Raw genomic sequence first — 22,872 nt, forward strand, 5'->3', positions numbered from 1 at the left:
GGCTATTCCGCCGCATGCGCAAGCGGGCGGGCCTCCGTGATGAACCGTTGGCCCAATTCTCCGCTCAGATGGGCCAATCGCCCCTGAGAGATCGTCGCTGCAATCCGGTGCGTTGCCTTGTCGACCACCACCAGATCCGCGCGTTTGCCGGGGGTCAGTGTGCCACGATCCGCCAAGCCCAAAATTTCCGCAGGCCGTGCGGAGATCAACGCCCAGGCGCGCGCCAAATCCAACGCACCGCTTTGCATTAGGGAAAATGCCGCCTGCGCCAGCGACGGGTAGTGGTAGTCGGAGACAAGAGCGTCGCAATCGCCCGTTTTGATCAGGTCCAGCGCTGCGATATTGCCGGATTGCGACCCGCCCCGCACCACATTCGGGGCGCCCATCAAGACCGGGTTGCGCAAAGAGCGTGCGGCCCGCGCAGCTGTCTGCGAGGTCGGGAATTCACAGATGGTTGCACCCATTTCATTGAAATAGCAGCGGGTTTCCGCGGTACTGTCGTCATGGCTGCCGTATCTGATCCCCTTGGCATCAAAGAAAGAAGCCAGATTGCAGAGATAGCGCGGCACGCGCGGCGATTGTATGTAGGCATCATCGACAATGCGCATGTGCTCTTCCGGCGTGCGCCCGGCCTTCTTCGCCCACCCCAAAATCTCCTCGGGCTTGTCCTTGGCCATTTGCCGCGCTTCGGGCAGGTGGTTGTTGAAGACGGCGTAATCCACCTCGAAATCCGCGATGGTTTTGACCAGCGTCTCGAATGTCTCAACCGTATGGGTCTCGATGCGCAGCTGGATGCGCAAATCGACCATGGCGTGGGGGCGATAGTCCTGCAGCGCGTTCAGCAGTCTTATGGTGAAGTCCGGCCCGCGTAGCCCGCCCTCCCAGGACCAGCTTTGCGCCATCCAGGCCGTTGTGATGCCATGGCAGGCCGCATCGCAGTCGGTTGCGCGCAGCGCCTGATCCAGTGGGAAGACCGCCGAGAAACGGGGGGCGATTTGACGTTCGAACGCATCACCATGTAGGTCGATGATCCCAGGCAATACGTAAGCGCCCTGCAGATCGATCTCACGCCCGAGTCGATCAGAAATAACGCCCTCTCGGAACGACAGAGGTCGGTCTGCCAATCCATCCGGTCCCAGGACGGTCGCACCTGTAAAGGTGATCGGGGGAAGTGTCATTTGCGGTCGCTGCTCAGAGGGTCGTTTTTGCCTTCATGGCAGAAAACAGCGACAGCTTTGTGACAAGGGTGTCAGGGATCGTTCAGCGTCAGCGTCACCCGGTCGCCGACAAACCACGTGCGCCCGTATTCGACAGGTGCGCCCGCCAGATCGACGTTGACACTGACGGACCGCAAGATCGGCGCGCCTTCTTCAATGCGCAGTAGGCCAGCTTGCGTCGCTGTAGCGCGTTTGGCGGTGAGGCGGGTCCAGGCGCGCGTGTAATCGGTCACGCCATCGGCGCGCATGGCCTGCGTCACGGAGCCTGCTTCGGTCAGGGCCTGCGGCAGATTGGCGAAACGACCTGCCGGAAACACGCTTTGGAAAAGCGCCAGCGGCATCCCGTCTGCCAGCGACAGCCCCTCGTAGCAATGCACCATCTCTTGTGGTTCCAGGTCCAGCGCCTCGGCTTCGGCCGCCGCGGCCCGGCGCGTGGTGACGTCCAGCACCTCTTTGGCCGGGGTGCGCCCGGCGGCTGTGATGTTCTGGTGAAACCGCACCCGTTTGCCGATGGGATAATCGGTGGGCGTGCCGGTCACGAAAACACCGGCGCCCCGACGCGAGACCACCAGCCCCTGCGTTGCCATTTCGGCCAGAGCGTGGCGGACCGTGTGGCGGTTCACCCCAAACCGTCGCGACAGCGCAGCCTCGGTCGGCAGTTTATCCCCGGTGGCGTAGATGCCTTCGGAGATTTCACCGCTGAGGGCTGTAAAGATCGCCCGCCAGATCGGTGTTTTCGAGGAGGTGTAGTGGTTCATGTCATCAAATCTTCATGCTGGTCGGGATTGCGTAAAACATCGCGCTGGGCTATATTTGTCTAGTTGTATAGTAAATCTCAAGAGTTGTCTACATGGCGCAGGCGATCAAACAGACCGAAGAAAAGCTGGACCGAAAAGAATGGATGAGCCTGCTGGCGAAAGCGCCAGCAGATCGTCTTGCAGAGCTATGGGCTGCCGCAGATTCTGCGCCGGAGCACGTGTTTCTGCGGGCACCGGAGCAGGGGGCCGTGATGGTGCGCGGCCGCACCGGGGCCACGGGCGCGCCCTTCAATCTGGGCGAAATGACCGTGACGCGCTGCACCGCTAGGCTTTCGGATGGCACGGTGGGGCATGGGTACGTGCAGGGCCGCGACAAGACCAAGGCGGTGACTGCCGCGCTGATCGATGCGCTGATGCAGACCGACCAGGCGCACGTCATCCACGATGCCATTCTGATGCCGCTCCGGGAAAATGCGGAGGCCGCCGCCCAGGCCAAAGCGGCCAAGGCGGCAGCCACTAAAGTGGAGTTTTTCACACTCGTGCGAGGAGAAGACTGATGGCGTCCGAGGCTCTGACCGGGGGCTTTGCCAATGCGCCCCATGCTGCCGCAATCGCCTTTCGCGGTGCGATGCGGGCCATGGCGATGCCAGGTGTCATCGAACATATCGAGGGCGCGGCGGGACCCGCGCCGCTCTCCCCTGCCGCCTCGGCCTTGCTCTTGACGCTCTGTGATCCGGAAACGCCGATCTATCTGGCGGGCATACATGACACGGCTGCGGTGCGTGACTGGATTACCTTTCATACCGGCGCGCCGCTCACCGACCGGGCGCGGGCGATGTTTGCTCTTGGCACATGGGATGCACTGGCCCCGCATGACGCCTATGCGATTGGCACGTCGGAATATCCGGATCGGGCCGCCACGCTCATTGTCGAGATGCCTGCGCTGACAGCAGAAGGCGCGCGCCTGACAGGGCCGGGCATCGAAAAGGAGGCCGCTTTGAACCTGCCCGACATTCCGTTCTGCCAGGCCAATGCGGCGCTCTACCCGCTGGGCGTTGATCTATTTCTCACCCATGGCAACGCGGTGGCGGCCTTGCCCAGATCGACAAAGGTGCGCTGATGTATGTTGCAGTAAAAGGCGGCGAGCGGGCCATCGACAATGCGCACGCGCTGCTCGCCGAGAAACGCCGGGGCGATACCGCCATCGCCGAATTGAGCATCGCGCAAATTCGCGAACAGCTCAGCCTCGCGGTCAACCGAGTGATGGCCGAAGGATCCCTTTATGACCCTGACCTTGCGGCATTGGCGATCAAGCAGGCGCAGGGCGATCTGATCGAGGCGATCTTTCTGATCCGGGCCTATCGCACGACATTGCCACGATTTGGCGCCTCTGAACCCATGGATACGGGCAAGATGGCCTGTACCCGCCGCGTTTCGGCGACGTTCAAGGATGCGCCCGGGGGCCAGGTTCTGGGGCCGACCTTTGACTACACCCATCGATTGCTGGACTTCAAACTGATGGCAGAGGGTGACGTGGCGGAGGCGGAGACGGGCACACCACGCAGGGAGCCCACGCCCCACATCACCGAATTTCTCAATGCCGAAGGGCTGATCCAGCAAGAGGCCCCATCGGATGAAACGCCCGGCGATCTGACGCGCGAACCGCTGGAATTGCCAGCTGCCCGACCCTTGCGATTGCAATCGCTGACACGGGGCGATGAAGGGTTTATTCTGGGTATGGCCTATTCCACGCAACGCGGCTACGCGCGCAATCACGCCTTTGTCGGGGAGCTGCGCATCGGTTCGGTGCCTGTGGAAATGGACATCCCCGAGCTTGGGTTTTCAATCGAGATTGGCGAGATAGAGGTCAGCGAATGCGAGACCGTGAACCAGTTCAAGGGCTCCAAGTCTGAGCCGCCGCAATTCACCCGCGGGTATGGTCTGATTTTTGGCCAATCGGAGCGCAAAGCGATTTCAATGGCTTTGGTGGACCGTGCCCTGCGCTGGAAGGAATTGGGCGAGGACGACATGGGCGCCCCGGCACAGGACGAGGAATTTGTTCTCTACCACGCGGATAACATCCAGGCGACGGGGTTTCTGGAGCATATCAAGCTGCCGCACTACGTGGATTTTCAGGCAGAGCTGGAGTTGGTGCGAAAAATGCGTGCCGAAGCACAGACCGGGCTACAGGAGGCTGCGGAGTGAGCTTACTGGCCGTTCTTGTCGTTTTTGTCGCGCGGGTCGCTCCGCCTGCGTTTTCTGTCGAGAATGTAGAGAGCGCAAATCCCAATAACGAAGGCGCAAAATATGGCGGTATCCAAGGCAATAACTCTGTTTTTATAGGGTCGCAAAAATGAATAGTTACAACTTCGCATACTTGGACGAACAAACCAAGCGAATGATCCGGCGGGCGATTTTGAAAGGACTTGCCGTGCCCGGATACCAGGTGCCCTTCGCCAGCCGCGAAATGCCGATGCCTTACGGGTGGGGCACCGGCGGCGTGCAGGTATCGGCCGCCATCATGACCCCCGCAGATCGTTTCAAGGTCATCGACCAGGGCTCGGATGACACCACCAATGCGGTCTCGATCCGCCGCTTCTTTGAACGCACTGCCGGTGTGGAGGTGACCGAAACCACCACAGAGGCCACGGTCATTCAGACGCGACACCGCATTCCGGAAATGCCGCTAACCTCGGGGCAGATCCTTGTCTATCAGGTGCCGATCCCGGAACCTCTGCGCTTTCTGGAGCCCTCAGAGGTGGAAACGCGCAAGATGCACAGCCTCGAAGAATACGGGCTGATGCATGTGAAGCTCTACGAAGACATCAGCCAGCACGGCGCGATTGCCACCGCCTACGCCTATCCGGTCAAGGTGGAGGGGCGGTATGTGATGGATCCATCGCCCATTCCGAAATTCGACAACCCCAAGCTGGAAAGCCCGGCCATCCAGCTTTTTGGCGCAGGTCGGGAGCAACGGATTTATGCGCTGCCGCCCCATACCAGGGTGGTCAGCCTGGATTTTGAGGATTTCCCGTTTGAGGCCAACAAGGCCGATGCCGCCTGCGAGCTATGCGCTGCCGATACCAGCTACCTCGACGAGGTGATCATGGATGATGCAGGCCACCGCATGTTCGTCTGCTCGGACACCGATTTTTGCGCAAGCAGGCGCGCGGCAGGGCACGCTGGTATCCAGGAGGCGGCGATATGAAGGACATGGCGCCGGACACGGGCGTGCTGCTCTCGGTGCGCGGCCTCTCCAAATTCTACGGGCCTCGAATTGGCTGCAAGGATGTCAGCTTTGACCTCTATCCCGGCGAGGTCATGGGCATCGTCGGCGAGAGCGGGTCGGGTAAATCGACCTTGCTGAATTGTCTGGCGGGGCATTTGCCGACGGATCATGGCGAGGTGCTGTTTTCGGGCCGTGACGGCGGCTTGCGCGACACATTGCAAATGTCGGAACCGGAGCGTCGCATGCTGGGGCGCACCGATTGGGCCTTCGTGCATCAGCACGCGCGCGATGGTCTGCGCATGAATGTGTCGGCGGGCGGCAATGTCGGTGAAAGGCAGATGGCCGTTGGTGCGCGTCACTATGGGGCGATCCGGGACAGCGCCATCGATTGGTTGGGCCGGGTCGAGATCGCGGAGGATCGCATTGATGATCGGCCAACGGCCTTTTCGGGCGGCATGCAGCAACGGCTGCAAATCGCGCGCAATCTGATCACCGGGCCGCGGCTGGTCTTCATGGATGAACCCACCGGCGGGCTGGATGTCTCCGTGCAGGCGCGGCTGCTGGATTTGCTGCGCGGTCTGGTGCGGGAAATGGGTCTGTCTGCGGTGATTGTCACTCATGACCTTGCGGTGGTGCGGCTGCTGGCGGACCGGCTGATGGTGATGAAAGACGGCCATGTGGTCGAAACCGGCCTGACCGATCAGGTGCTGGACGACCCGCAACATGGCTATACGCAGCTGCTGGTCAGCTCGGTTTTGCAGGTGTGAGGCAGCTATGATTGAACTTCGCAATGTGTCCAAGGAATTCGTGCTGCACAATCAGGACAGCGCGGTCATCCCCGTCATGCAGGGGGCCGAGTTGCAGGTACACCCGGGCGAATGTGTGGCACTGACCGGCAATTCAGGCGCTGGGAAATCCACCCTGATGCGTATGGTTTATGGCAACTACCTGGCTGATGACGGGGCTATCGTCGTGGATGGCGTGGACCTGGTGCAGGCGGAACCGCGCGCCATTCTGAGCTTGCGGCGCCAGTCGCTTGGCTACGTCAGCCAGTTTTTGCGTGTGGTCCCCCGGGTGCCCACCTTGGAGGTTGTGGCCGAGCCACTGCTACGGCTCCGGGTCGAGCGGGATGCGGCGATAGCCCGGGCGGAGGAGCTGCTGATGCTGCTGAACCTGCCGCAACGGCTATGGTCGCTCAGCCCCATCACCTTTTCCGGTGGTGAGCAGCAGCGCGTCAACATTGCCCGCGGGTTTGCTCATAGCTATCCGGCATTGTTGCTGGATGAACCGACCGCGAGCCTTGATCCGCTGAACCGGGCCGTCGTCCTGTCGCTGATCGAAGCAGCCAAGGCACGCGGTGCGGCCATTCTGGGCATTTTCCATGACGCCGAGGCGCGCGCACAGGTCTGCGATCGTAGCATCGACGTGTCGCAATTCACCCCAAGGGCCGCGTAGATGGCGGGGCGGCTCATCGGTGTTGTCGGCCCCTCAGGGGTGGGCAAGGATTCCGTGATGGAAGGCCTGTGTGCCATGCGCCCCGATCTGCATCGGGTGCGGCGCTGTATCACCCGGGCCGCGGATGCCGGGGGAGAGGATTTCCAGGCCGTAACCCCGGAGCAATTCGCGCGCATGCAGGCGCGGGGGGATTTCACCCTGTGGTGGGGTGCCCATGATCTGCGCTACGGGATACCCGCCGCGGTGCATGATGTGCTGACGCGCGGGCAGGATGCGATTGTGAATCTGTCGCGCGGCGTGTTGCGGGAGGCTCAGGCGAGGTTCGCGCATTTCCATGTGATTTCCCTGACCGCCGCCCCAGAGGTTCTGGCCGAGCGTCTGGCCCGGCGCGGGCGTGAGACCCCGGGCGACATTGCCAACCGGCTGGCGCGCGAGGCGCTGGACTTGCCCAAAACGCTCGACATCGTCGAGATCCGCAATGACCGCCCGTTGGAGGCCACGCTGGCCGAGATCGCCGCGCTCTATTTTCCGGCCAATGTGTAGCGGTGGATTTCGTGAAACATCCCCGCCTCCCCTTCGCCCACAAGTGTGAGGCTATCGACCCTGAAAGGCCGCGGCGGCAGATCGCCGAAATGCGCATTGGCGTCCGCCATCACCTTGCCTCTGAGTTCGCGGGGCAGGGGGCCGGTCAAGGTCATGTGAAATTTGAAGGCCTCCATCACATAGGGATAGCCCCATTGGCGCAGGTTTTCCTCTTGCAACTCGGTCAATCTGGATTGCTTCCGCCGCGCCAGCTCCGCATCGGTGGGGGGCGCGCGAAATGCATCGAGATCGCGCACCACACAGGCCGCCATGCCCGCCAAGGCGCGCGTATCGCCCACCGGGGTCAGCGCAAGGAACGACCCGAGCTGTGTCAGCGTCAGCCCATCCAGCGCAACGGGGCGCAACGCCTGGCTCAACTGATCCAGTGCCGACATCAGGGCCTCGACGCTTTGGCCCTGCGCAAGTCGAAACGGTGGCTTGAGCGTGCCATGAAACCCGTATTTGCGGGGCCGCGCGGTGATCTCGTCCGCCGACGCGCCGATGGTGCGTCCGCGCGCAATGTCCCACCCCAGCCAAGCGGCGCCAGCATCCGCAAAAGCCCCTGGGCGGGGCGTGAAATAGATGCCATAGCGGGTGAATTCCATCGGTCTTTGTCCTTCGTCTTCCCAACTTCCTTGCACGTCAGGTTAACACGCCCATGACATCTCAGACCATCTTCGCCAATGCCAAAATCGTGCTGCCCGACGAGGTGGTTCATGGCGCTGTGACCATTGAGGATACGCTGATCACGGCGATTGATCCGGGCGCGACGGTGCCCGCAGGTGCGATTGATTGCGAGGGCGATTTCCTCAGCCCGGGTCTGATCGAGTTGCACACCGACAACCTTGAGCGTCATCTGATGCCACGGCCCAAAGTGGACTGGCCCCATGACGCGGCGATTGTCGCCCATGATACGGAGCTTGCCGGGGTGGGCATTACAACCGTGTTTGATGCGCTGCGTGTCGGGTCGATTCTGTCCAAGTCCCCCAGCCGCTATCCGCGCTATGCCCGTAAGCTGGCGGATGAGATCGAAAACATGCGCGTCCGGGGTGCCCTGCGCATCTCTCATCATCTGCACCTGCGCGCGGAGGTCTGCTCCGAAACGCTGCCCGATGAACTCAGTGAATTTGGCCCTGACGACCGGGTTGGCATCGTGTCCCTGATGGATCACACACCCGGCCAGCGGCAGTTTCGCGACATGGAAAAGTTCGAGGCCTATATCCGCGGCAAACGCGGCATGAGCGCGGATGATTTCCAGACCCATGTGGCGCATTTGACGGATCTGCGCGCCAGATTGGGCACCCTGCACGAAGAGGCCACGGTTTCTGCCACCGCTCGGCTCGGGGCCACCCTTGCCAGCCACGACGACACCACGGCGGCGCAAGTCACCACATCTGCCGGGTTCGGCGTCAGCGTCGCCGAATTTCCGACAACGCTGGAGGCGGCGCAGGCCTGTCGCGACCGGCATATTCAGATCATCATGGGCGCGCCCAATCTCGTGCGTGGCGGATCGCATTCCGGCAATATCGCCGCCCGGTCGCTCGCTGAAGAAAGTCTGCTTGATGTCCTGTCGTCTGACTACGTGCCTGCCGCGCTGCTCAAGGGGGCGGTGAAACTGGGCGCGATCTGGGGTGATATGGCGCGCGGCCTGGCCACGGTCACCTGCAACCCTGCGGCGGGCATTCATCTGGAGGATCGTGGCAGGATTGCGCCGGGGTTACGCGCGGATCTCACGCGGTTCTGCGTGATCGGCGACGCGCCGATTGTGCGCGGCGTGTGGTCAAACGGGCGCAGGGTCAGTTGACAGCAACGCGCGTCTGAATGCCTCTTGCCAATCTGGTCCGGCTCTGGCCTGATCCGCGCAATTCAGGTCGCTTGGAAGGATCACAGAATGCGCGCGATGCAAGTCACCGAACTCGGTCAACCGCTAAGCCTGCAGGACATTCCAAAACCCGCGCCAGCGGCAGAGCAGGTGCAGGTCAAAGTGCACACCTGCGGGCTGAACTTTGGCGATCTGCTGATCATCAAGGGCACCTATCAGGAAAAGCCGGAATTGCCGTTCACGCTTGGCATGGAGCTTTGCGGCACGGTGACGGAGGTTGGTGAAGGTGTCACCGATTTGCGGGTCGGACAGCGTGTCGCGGCCTATTGTGGCTTTAATGCTCTGGCGGATTTCGCCGCCATTCCCGCCAACATTTGCGTGCCGATCCCGGATGAGATGACCGACGAGGATGCGGCCGCCTTTCTGATTGCCTATGGCACCAGCCATGTCGCGCTCGACTACAAGGCGCATTTGCAGCCGGGGGAGCGGCTCCTGGTTCTGGGCGCGTCGGGTGGCGTGGGGCTGACGGCGGTTGAACTTGGCAAACTGATGGGGGCCGAGGTCATTGCGGTTGCGCGTGGCGAGGACAAGCTGGCCGTTGCCAAATCCATGGGGGCCGATCACCTGATCAATTCAGAAACCGATGACATTCGGGAGGTGGTCAAGTCGCTGGGCGGGGCTGATGTGGTCTATGATCCGATCGGTGGCGACCAGTTCAAGGCCGCCCTGCGCGCCTGCAACCCCGAAGCGCGGTTGATTCCGCTTGGCTTTGCCTCCGGCGAGGTGCCGCAAATACCCGCCAATCATCTGCTGGTCAAAAACCTGACAGTCATTGGGTTCTACTGGGGCGGATACACACGCGTGAACCCAAAGGTGCTGACTGACAGTTTTGCAGAACTGACACGGTGGTATGTCGCGGGCAAGATCAAGCCACATGTCAGCAATGTGCTGCCGTTGGAGCAATCGAACGAAGCTTTGGATTTACTTAAAACCCGCAAGGCGACAGGGAAGGTCGTGGTTCGGGTGGACTGACGGCGGGGTGTTTTGCCTGCCCGCTGTGTAAGACATTTCCCTTGGGATCACCGGCGCCGAACCGGCGCCCGCGCGACGATCCGTGTTTTCTGGCGCTCGCGGAGGAAGACGAACAGTCCCGATCCCAGGATCAACGCGATGCCTGCCCAGACCTCCCACACCGGCAGTTCCGCAAAGATTGCCCAGCCCCAGAACACCGCCAAGGGCAGCCCGACATACTCGAAGGGCGCCACCGTGGCAGCATCTGCCAAGCGGTAGGCCTGGCTCAGGCAATAGCCGACGACGGCCGCATTGGCGCCCATGCCAATCATCCACCACCAATCCTGCGGCGTGGGCCAGACCCAGGCGCGCAGCAGAAACTGCCAGGACGGGTTATCGACACCTTCGGCAAAGCGGCCATCGCCCGCCACGACGAAAAAGCCCAGTGAGACCACAATAAACGTGGCCTGAATATAGACCGAAAGCGCGGAGGCCTTGCTTTCCACGCCCAGCTTTCGGGTCATCAGCTGGTTCAGCGCATAGGTCAGCGCGGCGAGCACCGGCAGCAGCAGCACCAGCCGCGAGGCCTGCAGGCTGTCCGCGTCCACCCAGGGGCGCTGCATGATCACGACGCCCGCAAATCCAACGAGCACGGCGCTCATGCGGATGATCCCGACCTTCTCGCCCAGGATCGGGATCGACAGCATGGTGATAAAAAGGGGGGCCGCAAAAAACAGCGCCGTGGCATCGGCGAGTGGGATCGCGGCCAGCGCTACGAAATAGCTCATATTGGCAACGACGATCAGCAAGCCGCGCAGAATGTGCAGAAACGGTCTGCGGGTTTTCAGGATGTGCCACCCGCCCTCCATCTGCACCATGATCAGGGAAAACAAGATCCCGATCCCGGAGCGCAGAAAGACGATTTCATGCAGGGGATAGCCGCCAGATAACTGCTTGATCAGCATATCGTTGATCGAAATCGCAGTGACCCCTGCCAGAACAAACAGGATCGCGAGGCCTGCGCGATTTTGGGGTTGAGCTGTCATGCGCAAGACCTATCAGGCCTGCGGGTGCTGTCGAGCGAAGAAACGACATTGCCGAAATCGCGTTGGCGCATCTGAAAGCTCTGGGCTAGAACAGTCCAAACGCCCCTTGAGAGGAGACAGCCCATGCAGATGTCCGATACCCGCCAGATTGCCGCAACCCCGGCAGAGGTCTATGCCGCGCTGCTCTCGCCCGAGGTGTTGGAGGCCTGTGTGCCCGGTGCCCAAGACGTCACAGGATCGCCCGAGGAAGGCTTTGAGGCGACAGTTGTGCAGAAAGTCGGACCCGTGAAAGCGACATTCAAGGGCGCGGTGACGCTATCGGATATGATACCAAACGAAACCTTGACCATTTCTGGCGAAGGCAAGGGCGGGGCTGCAGGTTTTGCCAAGGGCGGGGCGGAGGTGCGCATGGTGGCCAAGGATGGCGGCACCGAACTGTCCTATGATGTCGAGGCGAAAGTCGGCGGCAAGCTGGCTCAGCTCGGCAGCCGGATCATCGATGGCTTTGCCAAAAAGATGGCGGATCAGTTTTTCTCCAACCTGCAAAGCACCCTCGAAGGGCCTGCAGCGGAAGGTGAGGCGCTGGCCGAAGATGCCTCCGAAGAGGAGAAAAAGGGTTGGTTGAAGCGGCTGACCGGCAAGTCCTGAGCATCGTATCAGTGCGCAGAAGCGCAATGACGCCGCGTTGTCTGTGCATCGTTGCGCTGTTGTTTCGGTGGGGCGCGCATTAAGTTCCCGCGGAACAGGTAGAGGATCAATCCAGCATGGCGCCCATTCTCAATATTTCTGACCTGCGCAAATCCTACGCTGATGGGTTTGAGGCGCTCAAAGGTGTCAGTCTGCAGATCGAGACCGGTGAAATCATCGCCCTTCTGGGCCCCAATGGTGCGGGAAAGACAACGCTGATTTCCACCATTTGCGGCATCACCACGGCGACCTCCGGGTCGGTGACTGTGGGCGGTCACGATATTCTGAGCGAGTATCGCGCGGCGCGTGCGATGATCGGGCTGGTCCCGCAGGAGATCAACCTTGAACCTTTCGAGAAAGTGATCAACACGGTGCGGTTTTCCCGCGGGCTGTTTGGCAAGCCATCTGACGATGCGGCGTTGGAGCGTATCTTGCGGCAGCTGTCGCTCTGGGACAAGCGCGACAACCAGATCCGCGAGCTGTCGGGCGGGATGAAACGCCGGGTGCTGATCGCCAAGGCGCTCAGCCATGAGCCGCGGCTGCTGTTCCTCGATGAGCCCACCGCCGGGGTCGATGTGGAGTTGCGCAAGGACATGTGGGAGATTGTCGAGGGGCTGAAGGCCGATGGTGTGACGATCGTACTGACCACGCATTACATCGAGGAGGCCGAAGCGATTGCCGACCGCGTGGGGGTGATTGCCAAGGGTGAATTGCTGCTAGTCGAAGACAAGGCCAGCCTGATGGCTCGCATGGGGCAAAAACAGCTCGATGTGCAACTGTCGGAGCCCTTGGATGAGGTGCCCGCAGCCCTGGCCAAGTACAACCTGACCCTCTGCGACAACAACCGCACGCTGACCTACAGCTACGATACGCGGGCAGAACGTACTGGCATCACCAAACTGCTGTCGGATGTCTCTGCTGCCGGTCTGGTCCTGCGCGATGTGGTCACACGGCAGAGCAGCCTGGAGGATATCTTCGTAGGTCTGGTACATGATGAAGAGGAGGCGGCGTTATGAACTGGACAGCGATCAAGGCAATATATCTTTTTGAAATGGCACGTTTCTTCCGCACCCTGGCGCAGAGTTTCATTTCGCCGGTGCTGTCGACCTGCCTGTACTTCGTGGTCTTTGGCGCTGCCATCGGCAGCCGCATTCAGGAGGTGGATGGCGTCAGCTATGGGGCCTTCATCGTTCCGGGTCTGATCATGCTCTCGGTGATCACACAGGCGATTTCGAACGCCTCCTTCGGCATCTATTTCCCGAAGTTCATCGGCACGATTTACGAGTTGCTTTCCGCCCCGGTGAGCTTTCTGGAGATCGTCGCCGGCTATGTCGGCGCCGCCGCCACCAAGGCGCTGTTCATCGGGGTCATTATCCTGATCACGGCATTCTTTTTTGTCGACGTGAACATCGCGCACCCTGTCGCCATGATCGCATTCCTGGTGCTGACCTGTCTCAGCTTTGCGCTTCTGGGCTTTATCATCGGCATCTGGGCGGGGAATTTCGAACAGCTGCAACTTGTCCCGCTGCTCATTGTCACACCTCTGGTTTTCCTCGGCGGGTCCTTCTATTCGATCTCGATGCTGCCCCCGATCTGGCAGACGATTTCGTTCTTTAATCCCGTCGTTTACCTCATTTCCGGCTTTCGCTGGTCGTTTTTTGGGGCGGCTGACGTGCCGATTGCGCTATCGCTCTGCGCGATCGCCGGGTTCACGACGCTGTGCCTTCTGATCATATGGTGGATTTTCAAAACCGGCTGGCGCATTCGACAATAAAGACGCAGGATCAAACTCAATGGGGTCGCCACCTTGTTTGACAGGGGGTGCCATTCTACATGGGGTCACATGAAACGCTGGATACCCTTTTTGAAATCGGACCCCGTGGTCGCTGTCATCCGCCTGTCCGGGGTGATCAGCGCGTCGGGTCGTGGTGCTTTGAATGATACAAGTCTTGCGCCCGTCGTCGAAAAAGCCTTTTCGCGCGGCAAGCCTTCGGCGGTTGTGCTGGAGGTTAATTCTCCGGGGGGCAGCCCGGTACAGTCGTCGCTTATTGGCGCGCGCATCCGGCGGCTGGCGGAGGAAAAAGAGATCCCCGTGATCGCCTTTGTCGAGGACGTTGCGGCATCCGGGGGCTATTGGCTGGCCGCCGCAGCGGATGAGATTTACGCGGATGACAGCTCCGTGGTTGGTTCCATCGGCGTGATTTCCGCCTCATTTGGCGCGCATGAGTTGCTGGCACGGCAAGGGATCGAGCGCCGGGTGTATACTGCAGGCAAATCCAAATCCATGTTGGACCCCTTCCGACCGGAAAACCCCGAGGACGTTGAGCGCCTGAAAGGGTTGCTCGAAGATATCCACACCAACTTCAAGGATCACGTCAGCGCCCGCCGCAAGGGAAAGCTGCCCGAGGACCGTGACCTCTTCACCGGCGAAGTCTGGCTGGGTCGCCGCGCGATTGAGCTGGGGCTCATCGATGGCATCGGGCATCTGAAACCGATGATGCAGGACCGCTTCGGCGAAAAGGTCAAATTCCGGCGCTATGGGGTGCGCAAACCCTTCCTGTCGCGCTTCGGCGCCCGCATGGTCGGTGACGCGCTGCACGGGCTGGAAGAACGCAGCGCCTTCGCGCAGTTCGGTCTGTAGCCTTTATGATTTTCAAGATTGTCACCCTTTTCCTCGTCGTCATGGGCGTTCTGGCCATGTTTGGCAAAATGCATTGGCTTGGCGGGAAAAGACTGGCGAATGCCAAATGCCGCCATTGCGGGCGCTACCGTATCGGGCGTGGGCCATGCGGCTGCGGCAAGGGTGATAACGCATGATCATGCCGTGGTTTCTCTGCGGTTTTGGTTTGGTGCTTCTCCTGCTTGCAGGGGATGCGCTGGTCAAAGGCGCGGTTAACCTCAGCCTGCGCTTGGGCGTGCCCGCGCTGATTGTCAGCCTGACCATCGTGGCCTTTGGCACCTCGGCGCCGGAACTGCTGATTTCCATTCAGGCCATCAAGGACAATGCGCCTGGTCTTGCCTTGGGCAATGTGGTGGGGTCCAATACGGCCAATATTCTGCTGGTCCTGGGCGTGCCTGCCTTGCTGGCGACCATGCATACCGCCGAGTGTAACACCCGCAAAACCTATAACTTCATGATCCTCGCAAGTGTGCTCTTCATCGGGCTGGCCTTTCGCGGGGTGTTTGACTGGATCGCAGGCCTTGTGCTGCTGACCGGGCTGGCGCTGATGCTGGGGGATGCCTTTCGCGATGCGCATCAGCACCGTCAGGCCTGCAAGGATGACCCGGAAGAAGAGCCGGAAGGCGCCGACCCGGACATGCCCTGGTGGCGCATCTTTGTGTTTCTGGTATTGGGCCTCATTGGCCTGCCGCTGGGGGCGGATCTGCTGGTGGATAACGCCACGATCATCGCCAAGACCTACGGCGTCTCGGACACCGTTATCGGGCTGACCCTCGTCGCCATCGGGACGTCGCTGCCGGAGCTGGCAACGACGGTCATGGCCGCACTCCGCCGTCAGGCCGATGTGGCTCTGGGCAATGTCATCGGGTCGAACATGTTCAACCTGCTGGCCATCATCGGCATCGCCAGTTTCGTGGGACCCATCCCCGTGGATCCGGGATTTTTGACCTTTGATCTCTGGGTCATGCTGGGCGCCTCTGTCCTTTTGTTCCCTTTCGTCTATCTGTGCTGGAACATCACGCGGTTTTGGGGTGTGATCCTGACGGCCCTCTATGTGGCCTATCTGGTGATCGTCCTCAGCTGACACATCAAAGGGAGTATTCGGTATGGCCACAGCGCTTGTTACCGGGGCAGGCCACCGCATTGGCCGCGCCATGGCACTTTATCTGGCGGATCGGGGGTACGACGTGGGCGTGCATTACGCCTCATCCGACAAGGGTGCGCGCGAAACCGTTGCACTGATCGAGGCTCAAGGGCGCCGCGCCGTGGCCCTTCAGGCCGATCTGCTGGAGGATGCCCAGACGGAGGCATTGTTTGCCAAGACGGTTGAGCATCTGGGGGGGCCGGTCACTTGTCTGATCAATAACGCTTCGATCTTTGAATATGACACCGTGGAAAGCGCGACCCGCGCGACCTGGGACAAGCACATGCAAAGTAATCTGCGCGCGCCTTTCGTGCTGACGCAGGCGATGGCCACACAGGGGCTGAAACCGGCCGTGGATGACGCGGGAGAGCCCGTAGCGACAGGATTGGTCATCAACATGGTCGATCAGCGCGTGCGCAAGCTGACACCAGAATTCATGACCTATACGCTGGCCAAGATGGGGCTTTGGGCGATGACGCGGACAACGGCGCAGGCGCTAGCACCTGCCATACGGGTGAACGGCATCGGACCGGGCCCGACGCTGCAGGGCGGACGCCAGTCAGCGGAACATTTTGCCCAACAACGGGCGAATACAACCCTGGAACGAGGCTCAAATCCGCAGGATATGACCGCCGCATTGGGCTACTTTCTGGATGCGCCCGCAGTGACCGGGCAATTGCTCTGTGTCGACGGCGGCCAGCACCTTGCGTGGCAGACCCCGGACGTTCTGGGCGTGGAGTAGGGGTGGGTTGCCGTGCAAGTTTTGCACCGTCTTAACAGGTGTTACAAAACCGTTACCAAAATGTCTTTGTTTTCAAAAACTTGCGCTGGGGAAAAGAAAATACTCAATGAAAACAGAGTGTTGAATATGTGCCTATTTTTTAGGCAAATCGCAGAAATGCCCAAATTAAAACGAAAATTTCCAAATGGCGGGAAGTTATCGCCAGAGTTATCCACACGAATAGTGGACAGCTTATCGCTTGCAGTTGGCTGCGCTACAGTGCAGCGAAAGCCCAGAATCACCACAGGTTTACATGACAGAGTCGCGTGACACACAGCCCAAGGATGTGCCGACCGGCCACGAGGTAATTCAGGGTTATCTCAAGACCCTCGATACTTCACCGGGTGTCTACCGCATGCTGGATGCTGAAAGCCGCGTTTTATACGTCGGCAAGGCGCGCAATCTGCGCGCGCGGGTCAGCAATTATGCGCGCCCTGCAGGCCATTCGGGTCGCATCGCGCGGATGATCGCCAATACCGCATCGATGATGTTTCTGACCACGCGCACGGAAACCGAAGCCCTGCTGCTGGAGCAGAACCTGATCAAGCAGCTCAAGCCGAAGTTCAACGTGCTGCTGCGCGACGACAAGAGCTTTCCCAACATCCTTGTCACGGCGGATCACGATTTCCCTCAGATTAAAAAGCACCGCGGGGCCAAGAAGGAGAAAGGCAGCTACTACGGACCGTTCGCCTCCGCAGGAGCGGTAAACCGGACGCTCAACCAATTGCAGCGGGTGTTCCTGCTGCGCGATTGTTCCAACGCAATGTTTGAGAGCCGGACACGGCCCTGTTTGCAATATCAGATCAAACGATGCTCCGCCCCCTGCGTGGGCAAGATTAGCCCGAAAGACTATCAGCAGACCGTGCGCGATGCGGAAAAGTTTCTGACCGGCAAGACCACCGATATTCAGGCGCGGCTGGCCGCTGAGATGGGGGCGGCATCGGAGGCCATGGCGTTCGAACGGGCAGCGGCCCTGCGCGATCGGATCAAGGCGCTGACGCAGGTGCAGACAGCCCAGGGCATCAACCCCAAGGGCGTCACCGAGGCGGATATCATCGCCCTGCACATGGATGGCGGGCAGGCCTGCGTGCAGGTGTTTTTCATTCGCGCCAATCAGAATTGGGGGAACCGCGACTATTATCCGCGGGTTGGTGCGGATGTCGATGCGGCCGAAGCGTTGGAGGCATTCATCGGTCAGTTTTACGACACCAAAGAGCCGCCGCGGCAATTGATCCTGAGCAATGATATTGAAAACCCGGATCTGATGGCCGAAGCCCTGAGCGGCAAACTGGGTCGCAAGGTCGAGTTGGTGGTGCCCAAGCGAGGCGAAAAAGCGGAACTCATCGACGGTGCCTTGCGCAACGCACGCGAATCCCTAGCGCGCAAGATGGCGGAGACCGCAACGCAGGCCCGCCTGATGAAAGGCATTGCCGAGGCCTTTGACCTCAGCGCGCCGCCGGAGCGGATCGAGGTCTATGACAACTCGCACATCCAGGGCGCATTCGCGGTGGGTGCAATGATTGTGGCGGGACCTGAGGGGTTCATGAAGAACCAGTACCGCAAGTTCAATATCCGCGGCGACGATCTGACGCCGGGGGACGATTTCGGCATGATGAAAGAGGTGCTGACCCGGCGGTTCAAACGCCTGATCAAGGAAGATCCGGATCGCAAGGAGGGGCATTGGCCTGATCTGCTGCTGATCGATGGGGGCGCAGGTCAGGTAAGCGCGGTGCGCGCAATCATGCGAGAATACGGGGTGGAGGACATCCCGATGGTGGGTGTGGCAAAGGGGATCGACCGGGATGCGGGTAAAGAGGAATTCTACCGGACCGGCAAGCCAGCCTTTGCCCTGCGCCACAATGATCCGGTGCTCTATTTCGTGCAGCGCTTGCGGGACGAGGCGCATCGGTTTGCGATTGGCACCCATCGCGCCAAACGATCAAAAGCGGTTGGGGCAACACCACTTGATGATGTGCCCGGCGTGGGGGCGGCGCGCAAACGCGCGCTGCTCGCGCACTTTGGATCTGCCAAGGCAGTGGCACGCGCCAACCTGAGCGACCTGAAAGCGGTGGAGGGGGTGTCCGGGGCGCTCGCGGAAAAAATATACGACTTCTTTCATGAGCGCGGTTGATCCGAAGGCCGCGTGTGCCACGCGACACGATGTTTGATTTTGGCGCGAGCTGGAACGGCGCGGGTCCTGTCGCAGAATTGCGCCGGGCTGTACCGTTGTCGCTTTCACCCCCATTTGTGGCACTGTAAGGTGGTCGCATGACTTTGACGTTGCCGAACCTGCTGACCATTATCCGCCTGATTGCAGCCCCCATGGTTGCGGTTATGTTTTTATATTTCACAAGACCTTATGCGGATTGGTTCGCACTGGTGCTTTTCGTCTCAGCCGCGATCACCGACTGGTTTGACGGCTATCTTGCGCGGGCCTGGAAACAGGAGACAAAACTCGGCGCGATGCTGGATCCGATTGCTGACAAGGCGATGGTGGTAATCGCCTTGATGGTCATTATCGGGTTTTCCAGTTGGTCACCCTGGCTGGTGCTGCCCGCGACGGTGATCCTCTTTCGTGAGGTCTTTGTCTCCGGGTTGCGTGAATTCTTGGGCGACACCGCGGGCACGCTGAAGGTCACCAAACTGGCGAAGTGGAAGACCACCTGTCAGATGGTCGCAATTGCTGTGCTGTTTTCACATGGTGTTTTCGAGCATTATCTGGGGATGTCGGCCTATGGCATGGATCAGACCATGGTAAATGCGATCTTTGCGGGCACGGAGCCGGACCTGCAAGGACTGCGCTGGAAACATGCTGCGATGGAATGGGCGGGCAGTTCTGGGCTGGTGCTCTTGTGGGTCGCCGCGGCGTTGACGCTGATTACGGGCTTGGATTACTTTGCGAAGTCACTGCCTTATCTGAAGGATGATCGTTGATGGATGTACTGTATTTTGCCTGGGTGCGCGAACGCATCGGGCTGCCCCGCGAGAAGCTGAACACCTCGGCGCAAACTGTCTCTGATCTGGTGGATGAACTGGTTGCGCGGGAGGATCGCTATGCGGTGGCCTTTGCAGATCGGTCCGCCTTGCGCGTGGCACTTGATCAGGAGTTGAGCGATTTTGACGCCAGGCTGGACGGTGTGCGAGAGGTTGCGTTTTTCCCGCCGATGACAGGGGGCTAGGGCATGCGCGTTTCGGTTCAGGAAGCGCCGTTTGATCCCGGGCAGGAGGTCAACACCTTTGCAAAGGGGCGCAAGGACGTCGGCGCCGTGGTCAGCTTCACCGGGGTGGTGCGTGATACCGGGGACGAAGCCCTGCACGCCATGGAGATCGAGCACTATCCGGGCATGACCGAAGCGGCACTGACCGACATTGCCAAAGAGGCGCAGGCGCGGTGGTCATTGGCCGATACATTGGTCATCCACAGATACGGTCGATTGGAGCCGGGGGAGATGATCATGATGGTCGCAACCGCCGCCCGGCACCGAAAGGACGCCTTTGAAGCCGCGGAATTCCTGATGGATTACCTGAAGTCCCGCGCGCCTTTCTGGAAACGGGAGGTGACCGAGAAAGGCGCCTCCTGGGTCGCGGCACGTGACGAGGATGAGGACGCGCTGAGCCGTTGGTGACGGGCGGCAACGCGGCCTATTGACGTGTATCAAGGCGGTGATCGGGTGCGATTGCTACTCTGAAGTCATCAAATGACAACAGAGGAGACAGTTGAATGTTCAAGACAATTACAGTCGGTTTCGATGGATCTGGTCCGTCGGAAAATGCACTGCGCCTGGCGTGTGATCTTGCCGCAAATTATGATTCCGAAATCCATATTGTGCACACGCCAAAGCCTGAAACGGTGGCTTTCGCGATGGGGGCCGTGGCGGGGTATCACGTGGCGACAACCATGCCGTCGCACGAAGAAGTGGCTGAAAGTGCACAGAAACTGCTGGATCAGGCCAAGAAAATCACCGCTGAGGCCGGCCAGACGAAGGTCACCACCGAAGTTGGCGAAGGCGATCCCGCGCAATCCCTCTTGGATCACGCAAATAAGGCCGGGTCAGACCTAATCGTGACCGGACGGCGGGGCCTGGGCAATCTGACTGCGATGGTTTTGGGCAGCACATCCCAACGTGTCGGTCATCTGGCGCAATGCGCGCATCTTACCGTGATGTAGCTAGCCTGCGCGCTGCCGATCAATGTGCGCGCGCAGTTCTTCGGCCTCGTGGCGCGCGTCGCGCAGCCCGTCCATCGCGGCCCTTAGCTCGGCCTCGGTCTGCGCGAGCTGGTTTGTAAGTTCCGCTTCGCGTTGTTGCAGGTAGGTGATCGCCTGATCCCGTGTCTCCTCGGCCTCGTGCAACTCCTGGCTCATCCGGTCCAGTTGTGCGACGTCATCTGCAGCAACGCGGGTGAACCGGTGCACGATCCAGTTTGCGAACCATCCCAGACAGAAGGCGACAAACAGGATGATCGCGGTCGCAATGACAAACTCTGTCCTACTCATCGCTGTTTCCTTCCACCTCGGCATCGGCGCCGTCACCCTGCGTCCCTATATCACTGGATTCTGCAACGCTTTCCAGTGCTGATTCACCTTCGGGGATAGATGGTTCCGGCCGGATCAGGCGGAATTCGATGCGCCGGTTGGCTTCGCGCCCGTCTTCGCTGTCGTTTTCCGCGATGGGCCGGGCTTCGCCGTAGCCCTTCGCAACGAAGGATCCGGTCAAAACCCGCCGCGCGCGCAATTCATTAAGCACCGATTCAGCCCGCGCCTGGCTGAGGGCGAGGTTCATCTCCTCGCGGCCCTGGCTATCCGTATGGCCTTGCACTTCGAGCCGCATGTCGCCGCACTCCTGCAATACCTCGGCGATACTGTCCATTGTGGACAGCGCCGTGGCATCGATGGTGGCGCTTCCCGGCTCGAATATGATCTTGGCCTGCGAGATAATATCGGCAATGGCGACTTCGCACTCTTCCGGTGTCGGTATTGAGGCGACGGGATCCAGCTCTTCGACGTAGCGGATGTCGATCTCGAAGGTGCTGTCCTGACCCAGTTTGCTGGCCATCAACTGGGCGACAATCGCACTGGCATTCTGATTACCCGACTTGCCATTCAACGTAATGGCATCCGGGGTCACCGTCACGGCGCCGTTGTTGAGGAAAGCCAGCGCCTGAATGCCTGTCAGCACACGGGCGGACCAATCGGCGGGCAAATCAGGGACAACACGCGCGGCGGTATAGACGTTTTCAGAACCAAACTTTGCCCGTGCGAAACTGTCCGCGACCTCACGCATCTTCTCATCCGAAATCCGACCGCGCAATTGCACCTGACCTTCTGGGCTCAGCGTTGCAACGAATTCGGGTGGGCCAATGGCAGGGTCCGGCGTTTCCGGCAGGATCGGAAAGAGCGCAAAGACATCCGGCAAACCGGTCTCTAACTCTCCGGTCACGCGGTCAAACAGGCGTTGGTCGGTGCCTTCCGCAGCCACAAGGGTTACATCCGCGTTTGAAAAGGTGATGCTGCCTGCGCCCAATTCGGCCAGCGCGGCGATGGCCCGTTCGACGGCTTCTGCCCAGTTCGCCGATGGCACGCCCATGCCGATCGTGCAGCGACCGGGGCCGGTCAATCCGGCCTCGAAGGCGGCAGTGAGAATGCGTCGCTGGCTGGCATCGGTATCCGCCGAGCAGGCATCGAAACGCGCACCTGTCTCGTCCATGACAAAGCGCAGGGTAAAGGGCGTGATCACCGGGCGCGGTGCCGTGATATTGAGCGAGAGGCGCAACGCTGGCGGGGCGGAGCGGATAAGGGTTTGTTCCATCTCAGCCTTGGCCTCGGCGCTGTCGGCGATGGCGGTGATTTCCACGCGTCCCGCGGTGACGGACACCTTTGCACGCGGCAAATCTTCAATCGCGCCGATGGCAAAGGCCAGCGCATCTTCCCAGCCGCTTGGGGGAGGATAGTCGGCGGTTTCCAGCAGGTCAGTGACCGGCAGATCGCTCATCGCGCTGAAGCCTTCCACTAGCGCCTCCCGATCCGTCGCTTCGGGGATCAGGCCAATGATCGACAGCCCGGCGGTGTTGCGCAGCACCTCTGCGGAAAACCTCGGCGGGGGAATGGCCGCAACCGCCTCGACCTCCATCAGGTCAATCACGCGCGCGGCATCCACAACCGAGCCCGCCACACTTAGCGCCTGAAAGCGCAGCGCCTCGGTTGGCGCAGTTCCGGCCAGGGCGACACGCAGCCCATCCGCCTCGACCTCGGCCCAGATCAGGCTGTTTTCATCCAGGGCGGTCCGCACGCCGATTTCGGAGGAATCCTCGATCAGCTGTACAGAAGAATTTGCTGCAACCAGAGATACCGCAGCGGCGGCAACAAAGGCAGAAGCGATCATTGTGTAGTAGGACAGGCGCATGTCACCCTGTGGCTGAAACCGAGTCCCCCACGTGATACGCCCCCTGAGGTGTGGATTCA

At 60.5% G+C, this 22,872-nt stretch carries 27 protein-coding genes; 21 read left to right on the forward strand and 6 right to left on the reverse strand.

Annotated elements, in window-relative coordinates; genetic code table 11:
- Positions 1-2 precede the first annotated feature (2 nt).
- Both Q1A63_RS18125 and phnF read right to left on the reverse strand, forming a co-directional pair.
- Positions 3-1,178: an alpha-D-ribose 1-methylphosphonate 5-triphosphate diphosphatase gene (locus Q1A63_RS18125; RefSeq protein ID WP_298973352.1), complete on the reverse strand. Its 1,176-nt coding sequence runs from the start codon at positions 1,176-1,178 to the stop codon at positions 3-5.
- A 71-nt stretch (positions 1,179-1,249) separates the two neighbouring features.
- A complete protein-coding gene (phnF, locus tag Q1A63_RS18130; protein ID WP_298973355.1) occupies positions 1,250-1,975 on the reverse strand; it encodes a phosphonate metabolism transcriptional regulator PhnF in 726 nt (241 codons plus the stop codon).
- 92 nt (positions 1,976-2,067) lie between these two features.
- On the opposite strand from phnF, the gene phnG reads away from it, so the two are divergent.
- The 8 genes from phnG to phnN are packed head-to-tail and all read left to right on the forward strand — an operon-like array spanning position 2,068 to position 7,202.
- Positions 2,068-2,532 carry a phosphonate C-P lyase system protein PhnG gene (gene phnG / locus Q1A63_RS18135; RefSeq protein WP_299632341.1) on the forward strand — a complete coding sequence of 155 codons (465 nt, stop codon included), beginning with the start codon at positions 2,068-2,070 and terminating at the stop codon, positions 2,530-2,532.
- Positions 2,532-3,095, forward strand: a complete 564-nt coding sequence (gene phnH, locus Q1A63_RS18140; RefSeq protein WP_298973359.1) for a phosphonate C-P lyase system protein PhnH — start codon at positions 2,532-2,534, stop codon at positions 3,093-3,095. Before phnG ends, phnH begins: the two co-directional genes overlap by 1 nt.
- Entirely contained in the window at positions 3,095-4,180 is a 1,086-nt protein-coding gene (locus Q1A63_RS18145) for a carbon-phosphorus lyase complex subunit PhnI (RefSeq protein WP_298973360.1), read from the forward strand. Before phnH ends, Q1A63_RS18145 begins: the two co-directional genes overlap by 1 nt.
- Positions 4,177-4,332 carry a hypothetical protein gene (locus Q1A63_RS18150; protein ID WP_298973363.1) on the forward strand — a complete coding sequence of 52 codons (156 nt, stop codon included), beginning with the start codon at positions 4,177-4,179 and terminating at the stop codon, positions 4,330-4,332. Before Q1A63_RS18145 ends, Q1A63_RS18150 begins: the two co-directional genes overlap by 4 nt.
- On the forward strand, positions 4,329-5,183 hold the full coding sequence (locus Q1A63_RS18155) for an alpha-D-ribose 1-methylphosphonate 5-phosphate C-P-lyase PhnJ (RefSeq protein ID WP_298973365.1): 855 nt from the start codon (positions 4,329-4,331) through the stop codon (positions 5,181-5,183). Before Q1A63_RS18150 ends, Q1A63_RS18155 begins: the two co-directional genes overlap by 4 nt.
- A 5-nt stretch (positions 5,184-5,188) precedes the next feature.
- Positions 5,189-5,971, forward strand: a complete 783-nt coding sequence (gene phnK / locus Q1A63_RS18160; RefSeq protein ID WP_298973478.1) for a phosphonate C-P lyase system protein PhnK — start codon at positions 5,189-5,191, stop codon at positions 5,969-5,971.
- Positions 5,972-5,978: 7 nt separating this feature from the next.
- Positions 5,979-6,659 (forward strand): phosphonate C-P lyase system protein PhnL, encoded by a 681-nt coding sequence (gene phnL / locus Q1A63_RS18165; RefSeq protein ID WP_298973367.1) that lies wholly within the window; start codon positions 5,979-5,981, stop codon positions 6,657-6,659.
- A complete protein-coding gene (phnN, locus tag Q1A63_RS18170) occupies positions 6,660-7,202 on the forward strand; it encodes a phosphonate metabolism protein/1,5-bisphosphokinase (PRPP-forming) PhnN (RefSeq protein WP_298973369.1) in 543 nt (180 codons plus the stop codon).
- Here the strand turns inward: phnN and Q1A63_RS18175 are convergent.
- Positions 7,181-7,846 (reverse strand): DUF1045 domain-containing protein, encoded by a 666-nt coding sequence (locus tag Q1A63_RS18175; RefSeq protein WP_298973371.1) that lies wholly within the window; start codon positions 7,844-7,846, stop codon positions 7,181-7,183. The genes phnN and Q1A63_RS18175 overlap by 22 nt on opposite strands.
- 53 nt (positions 7,847-7,899) lie before the next feature.
- On the opposite strand from Q1A63_RS18175, the gene Q1A63_RS18180 reads away from it, so the two are divergent.
- Positions 7,900-9,045, forward strand: a complete 1,146-nt coding sequence (locus Q1A63_RS18180; RefSeq protein WP_298973373.1) for an alpha-D-ribose 1-methylphosphonate 5-triphosphate diphosphatase — start codon at positions 7,900-7,902, stop codon at positions 9,043-9,045.
- A gap of 87 nt (positions 9,046-9,132) precedes the next feature.
- A complete protein-coding gene (locus tag Q1A63_RS18185) occupies positions 9,133-10,095 on the forward strand; it encodes an NADPH:quinone oxidoreductase family protein (protein ID WP_298973376.1) in 963 nt (320 codons plus the stop codon).
- A 47-nt stretch (positions 10,096-10,142) separates the two neighbouring features.
- On the opposite strand, the gene Q1A63_RS18190 is transcribed toward Q1A63_RS18185, so the two are convergent.
- A complete protein-coding gene (locus tag Q1A63_RS18190; RefSeq protein WP_298973379.1) occupies positions 10,143-11,120 on the reverse strand; it encodes a DMT family transporter in 978 nt (325 codons plus the stop codon).
- Between the two features lie 123 nt (positions 11,121-11,243).
- Between Q1A63_RS18190 and Q1A63_RS18195 the strand changes: the two genes are divergently transcribed.
- From Q1A63_RS18195 to Q1A63_RS18245, 11 genes are all read left to right on the forward strand, one after another.
- Positions 11,244-11,768 (forward strand): carbon monoxide dehydrogenase subunit G, encoded by a 525-nt coding sequence (locus Q1A63_RS18195; protein WP_298973382.1) that lies wholly within the window; start codon positions 11,244-11,246, stop codon positions 11,766-11,768.
- A 116-nt stretch (positions 11,769-11,884) separates the two neighbouring features.
- Positions 11,885-12,823: an ABC transporter ATP-binding protein gene (locus Q1A63_RS18200; RefSeq protein WP_298973387.1), complete on the forward strand. Its 939-nt coding sequence runs from the start codon at positions 11,885-11,887 to the stop codon at positions 12,821-12,823.
- Entirely contained in the window at positions 12,820-13,581 is a 762-nt protein-coding gene (locus Q1A63_RS18205; protein ID WP_298973389.1) for an ABC transporter permease, read from the forward strand. Before Q1A63_RS18200 ends, Q1A63_RS18205 begins: the two co-directional genes overlap by 4 nt.
- A 69-nt stretch (positions 13,582-13,650) precedes the next feature.
- The gene (locus tag Q1A63_RS18210; protein WP_298973391.1) at positions 13,651-14,448 is read left to right on the forward strand and encodes a S49 family peptidase; all 798 of its coding nucleotides are present in this window, start codon (positions 13,651-13,653) and stop codon (positions 14,446-14,448) included.
- Positions 14,449-14,626: 178 nt separating this feature from the next.
- Positions 14,627-15,571, forward strand: a complete 945-nt coding sequence (locus Q1A63_RS18215) for a calcium/sodium antiporter (protein WP_298973481.1) — start codon at positions 14,627-14,629, stop codon at positions 15,569-15,571.
- Positions 15,572-15,593: 22 nt separating this feature from the next.
- On the forward strand, positions 15,594-16,373 hold the full coding sequence (locus Q1A63_RS18220; RefSeq protein WP_298973393.1) for an SDR family oxidoreductase: 780 nt from the start codon (positions 15,594-15,596) through the stop codon (positions 16,371-16,373).
- A 292-nt stretch (positions 16,374-16,665) separates the two neighbouring features.
- Positions 16,666-18,543 carry an excinuclease ABC subunit UvrC gene (gene uvrC / locus Q1A63_RS18225; protein ID WP_298973395.1) on the forward strand — a complete coding sequence of 626 codons (1,878 nt, stop codon included), beginning with the start codon at positions 16,666-16,668 and terminating at the stop codon, positions 18,541-18,543.
- A gap of 137 nt (positions 18,544-18,680) precedes the next feature.
- Positions 18,681-19,346, forward strand: coding sequence for a CDP-diacylglycerol--glycerol-3-phosphate 3-phosphatidyltransferase (gene pgsA / locus Q1A63_RS18230; protein WP_298973397.1), 666 nt, complete (start codon positions 18,681-18,683; stop codon positions 19,344-19,346).
- Positions 19,346-19,591 (forward strand): molybdopterin converting factor subunit 1, encoded by a 246-nt coding sequence (moaD, locus tag Q1A63_RS18235; protein WP_298973399.1) that lies wholly within the window; start codon positions 19,346-19,348, stop codon positions 19,589-19,591. The genes pgsA and moaD overlap by 1 nt, the downstream gene beginning before the upstream one ends.
- A 3-nt stretch (positions 19,592-19,594) precedes the next feature.
- Positions 19,595-20,038, forward strand: a complete 444-nt coding sequence (locus Q1A63_RS18240; protein ID WP_298973401.1) for a molybdenum cofactor biosynthesis protein MoaE — start codon at positions 19,595-19,597, stop codon at positions 20,036-20,038.
- Between the two features lie 95 nt (positions 20,039-20,133).
- Positions 20,134-20,580 (forward strand): universal stress protein, encoded by a 447-nt coding sequence (locus Q1A63_RS18245; RefSeq protein WP_298973403.1) that lies wholly within the window; start codon positions 20,134-20,136, stop codon positions 20,578-20,580.
- Here the strand turns inward: Q1A63_RS18245 and Q1A63_RS18250 are convergent, their stop codons facing one another.
- Both Q1A63_RS18250 and Q1A63_RS18255 read right to left on the reverse strand, forming a co-directional pair.
- The gene (locus Q1A63_RS18250) at positions 20,581-20,907 is read right to left on the reverse strand and encodes a hypothetical protein (protein WP_298973405.1); all 327 of its coding nucleotides are present in this window, start codon (positions 20,905-20,907) and stop codon (positions 20,581-20,583) included.
- On the reverse strand, positions 20,900-22,813 hold the full coding sequence (locus Q1A63_RS18255) for an OmpA family protein (RefSeq protein ID WP_298973407.1): 1,914 nt from the start codon (positions 22,811-22,813) through the stop codon (positions 20,900-20,902). Before Q1A63_RS18255 ends, Q1A63_RS18250 begins: the two co-directional genes overlap by 8 nt.
- Between the last annotated feature and the right edge of the window lie 59 nt (positions 22,814-22,872).

The sequence above is a fragment of the uncultured Roseobacter sp. genome, assembly GCF_947499265.1.
Taxonomy (GTDB): Bacteria; Pseudomonadota; Alphaproteobacteria; order Rhodobacterales; family Rhodobacteraceae; genus Roseobacter.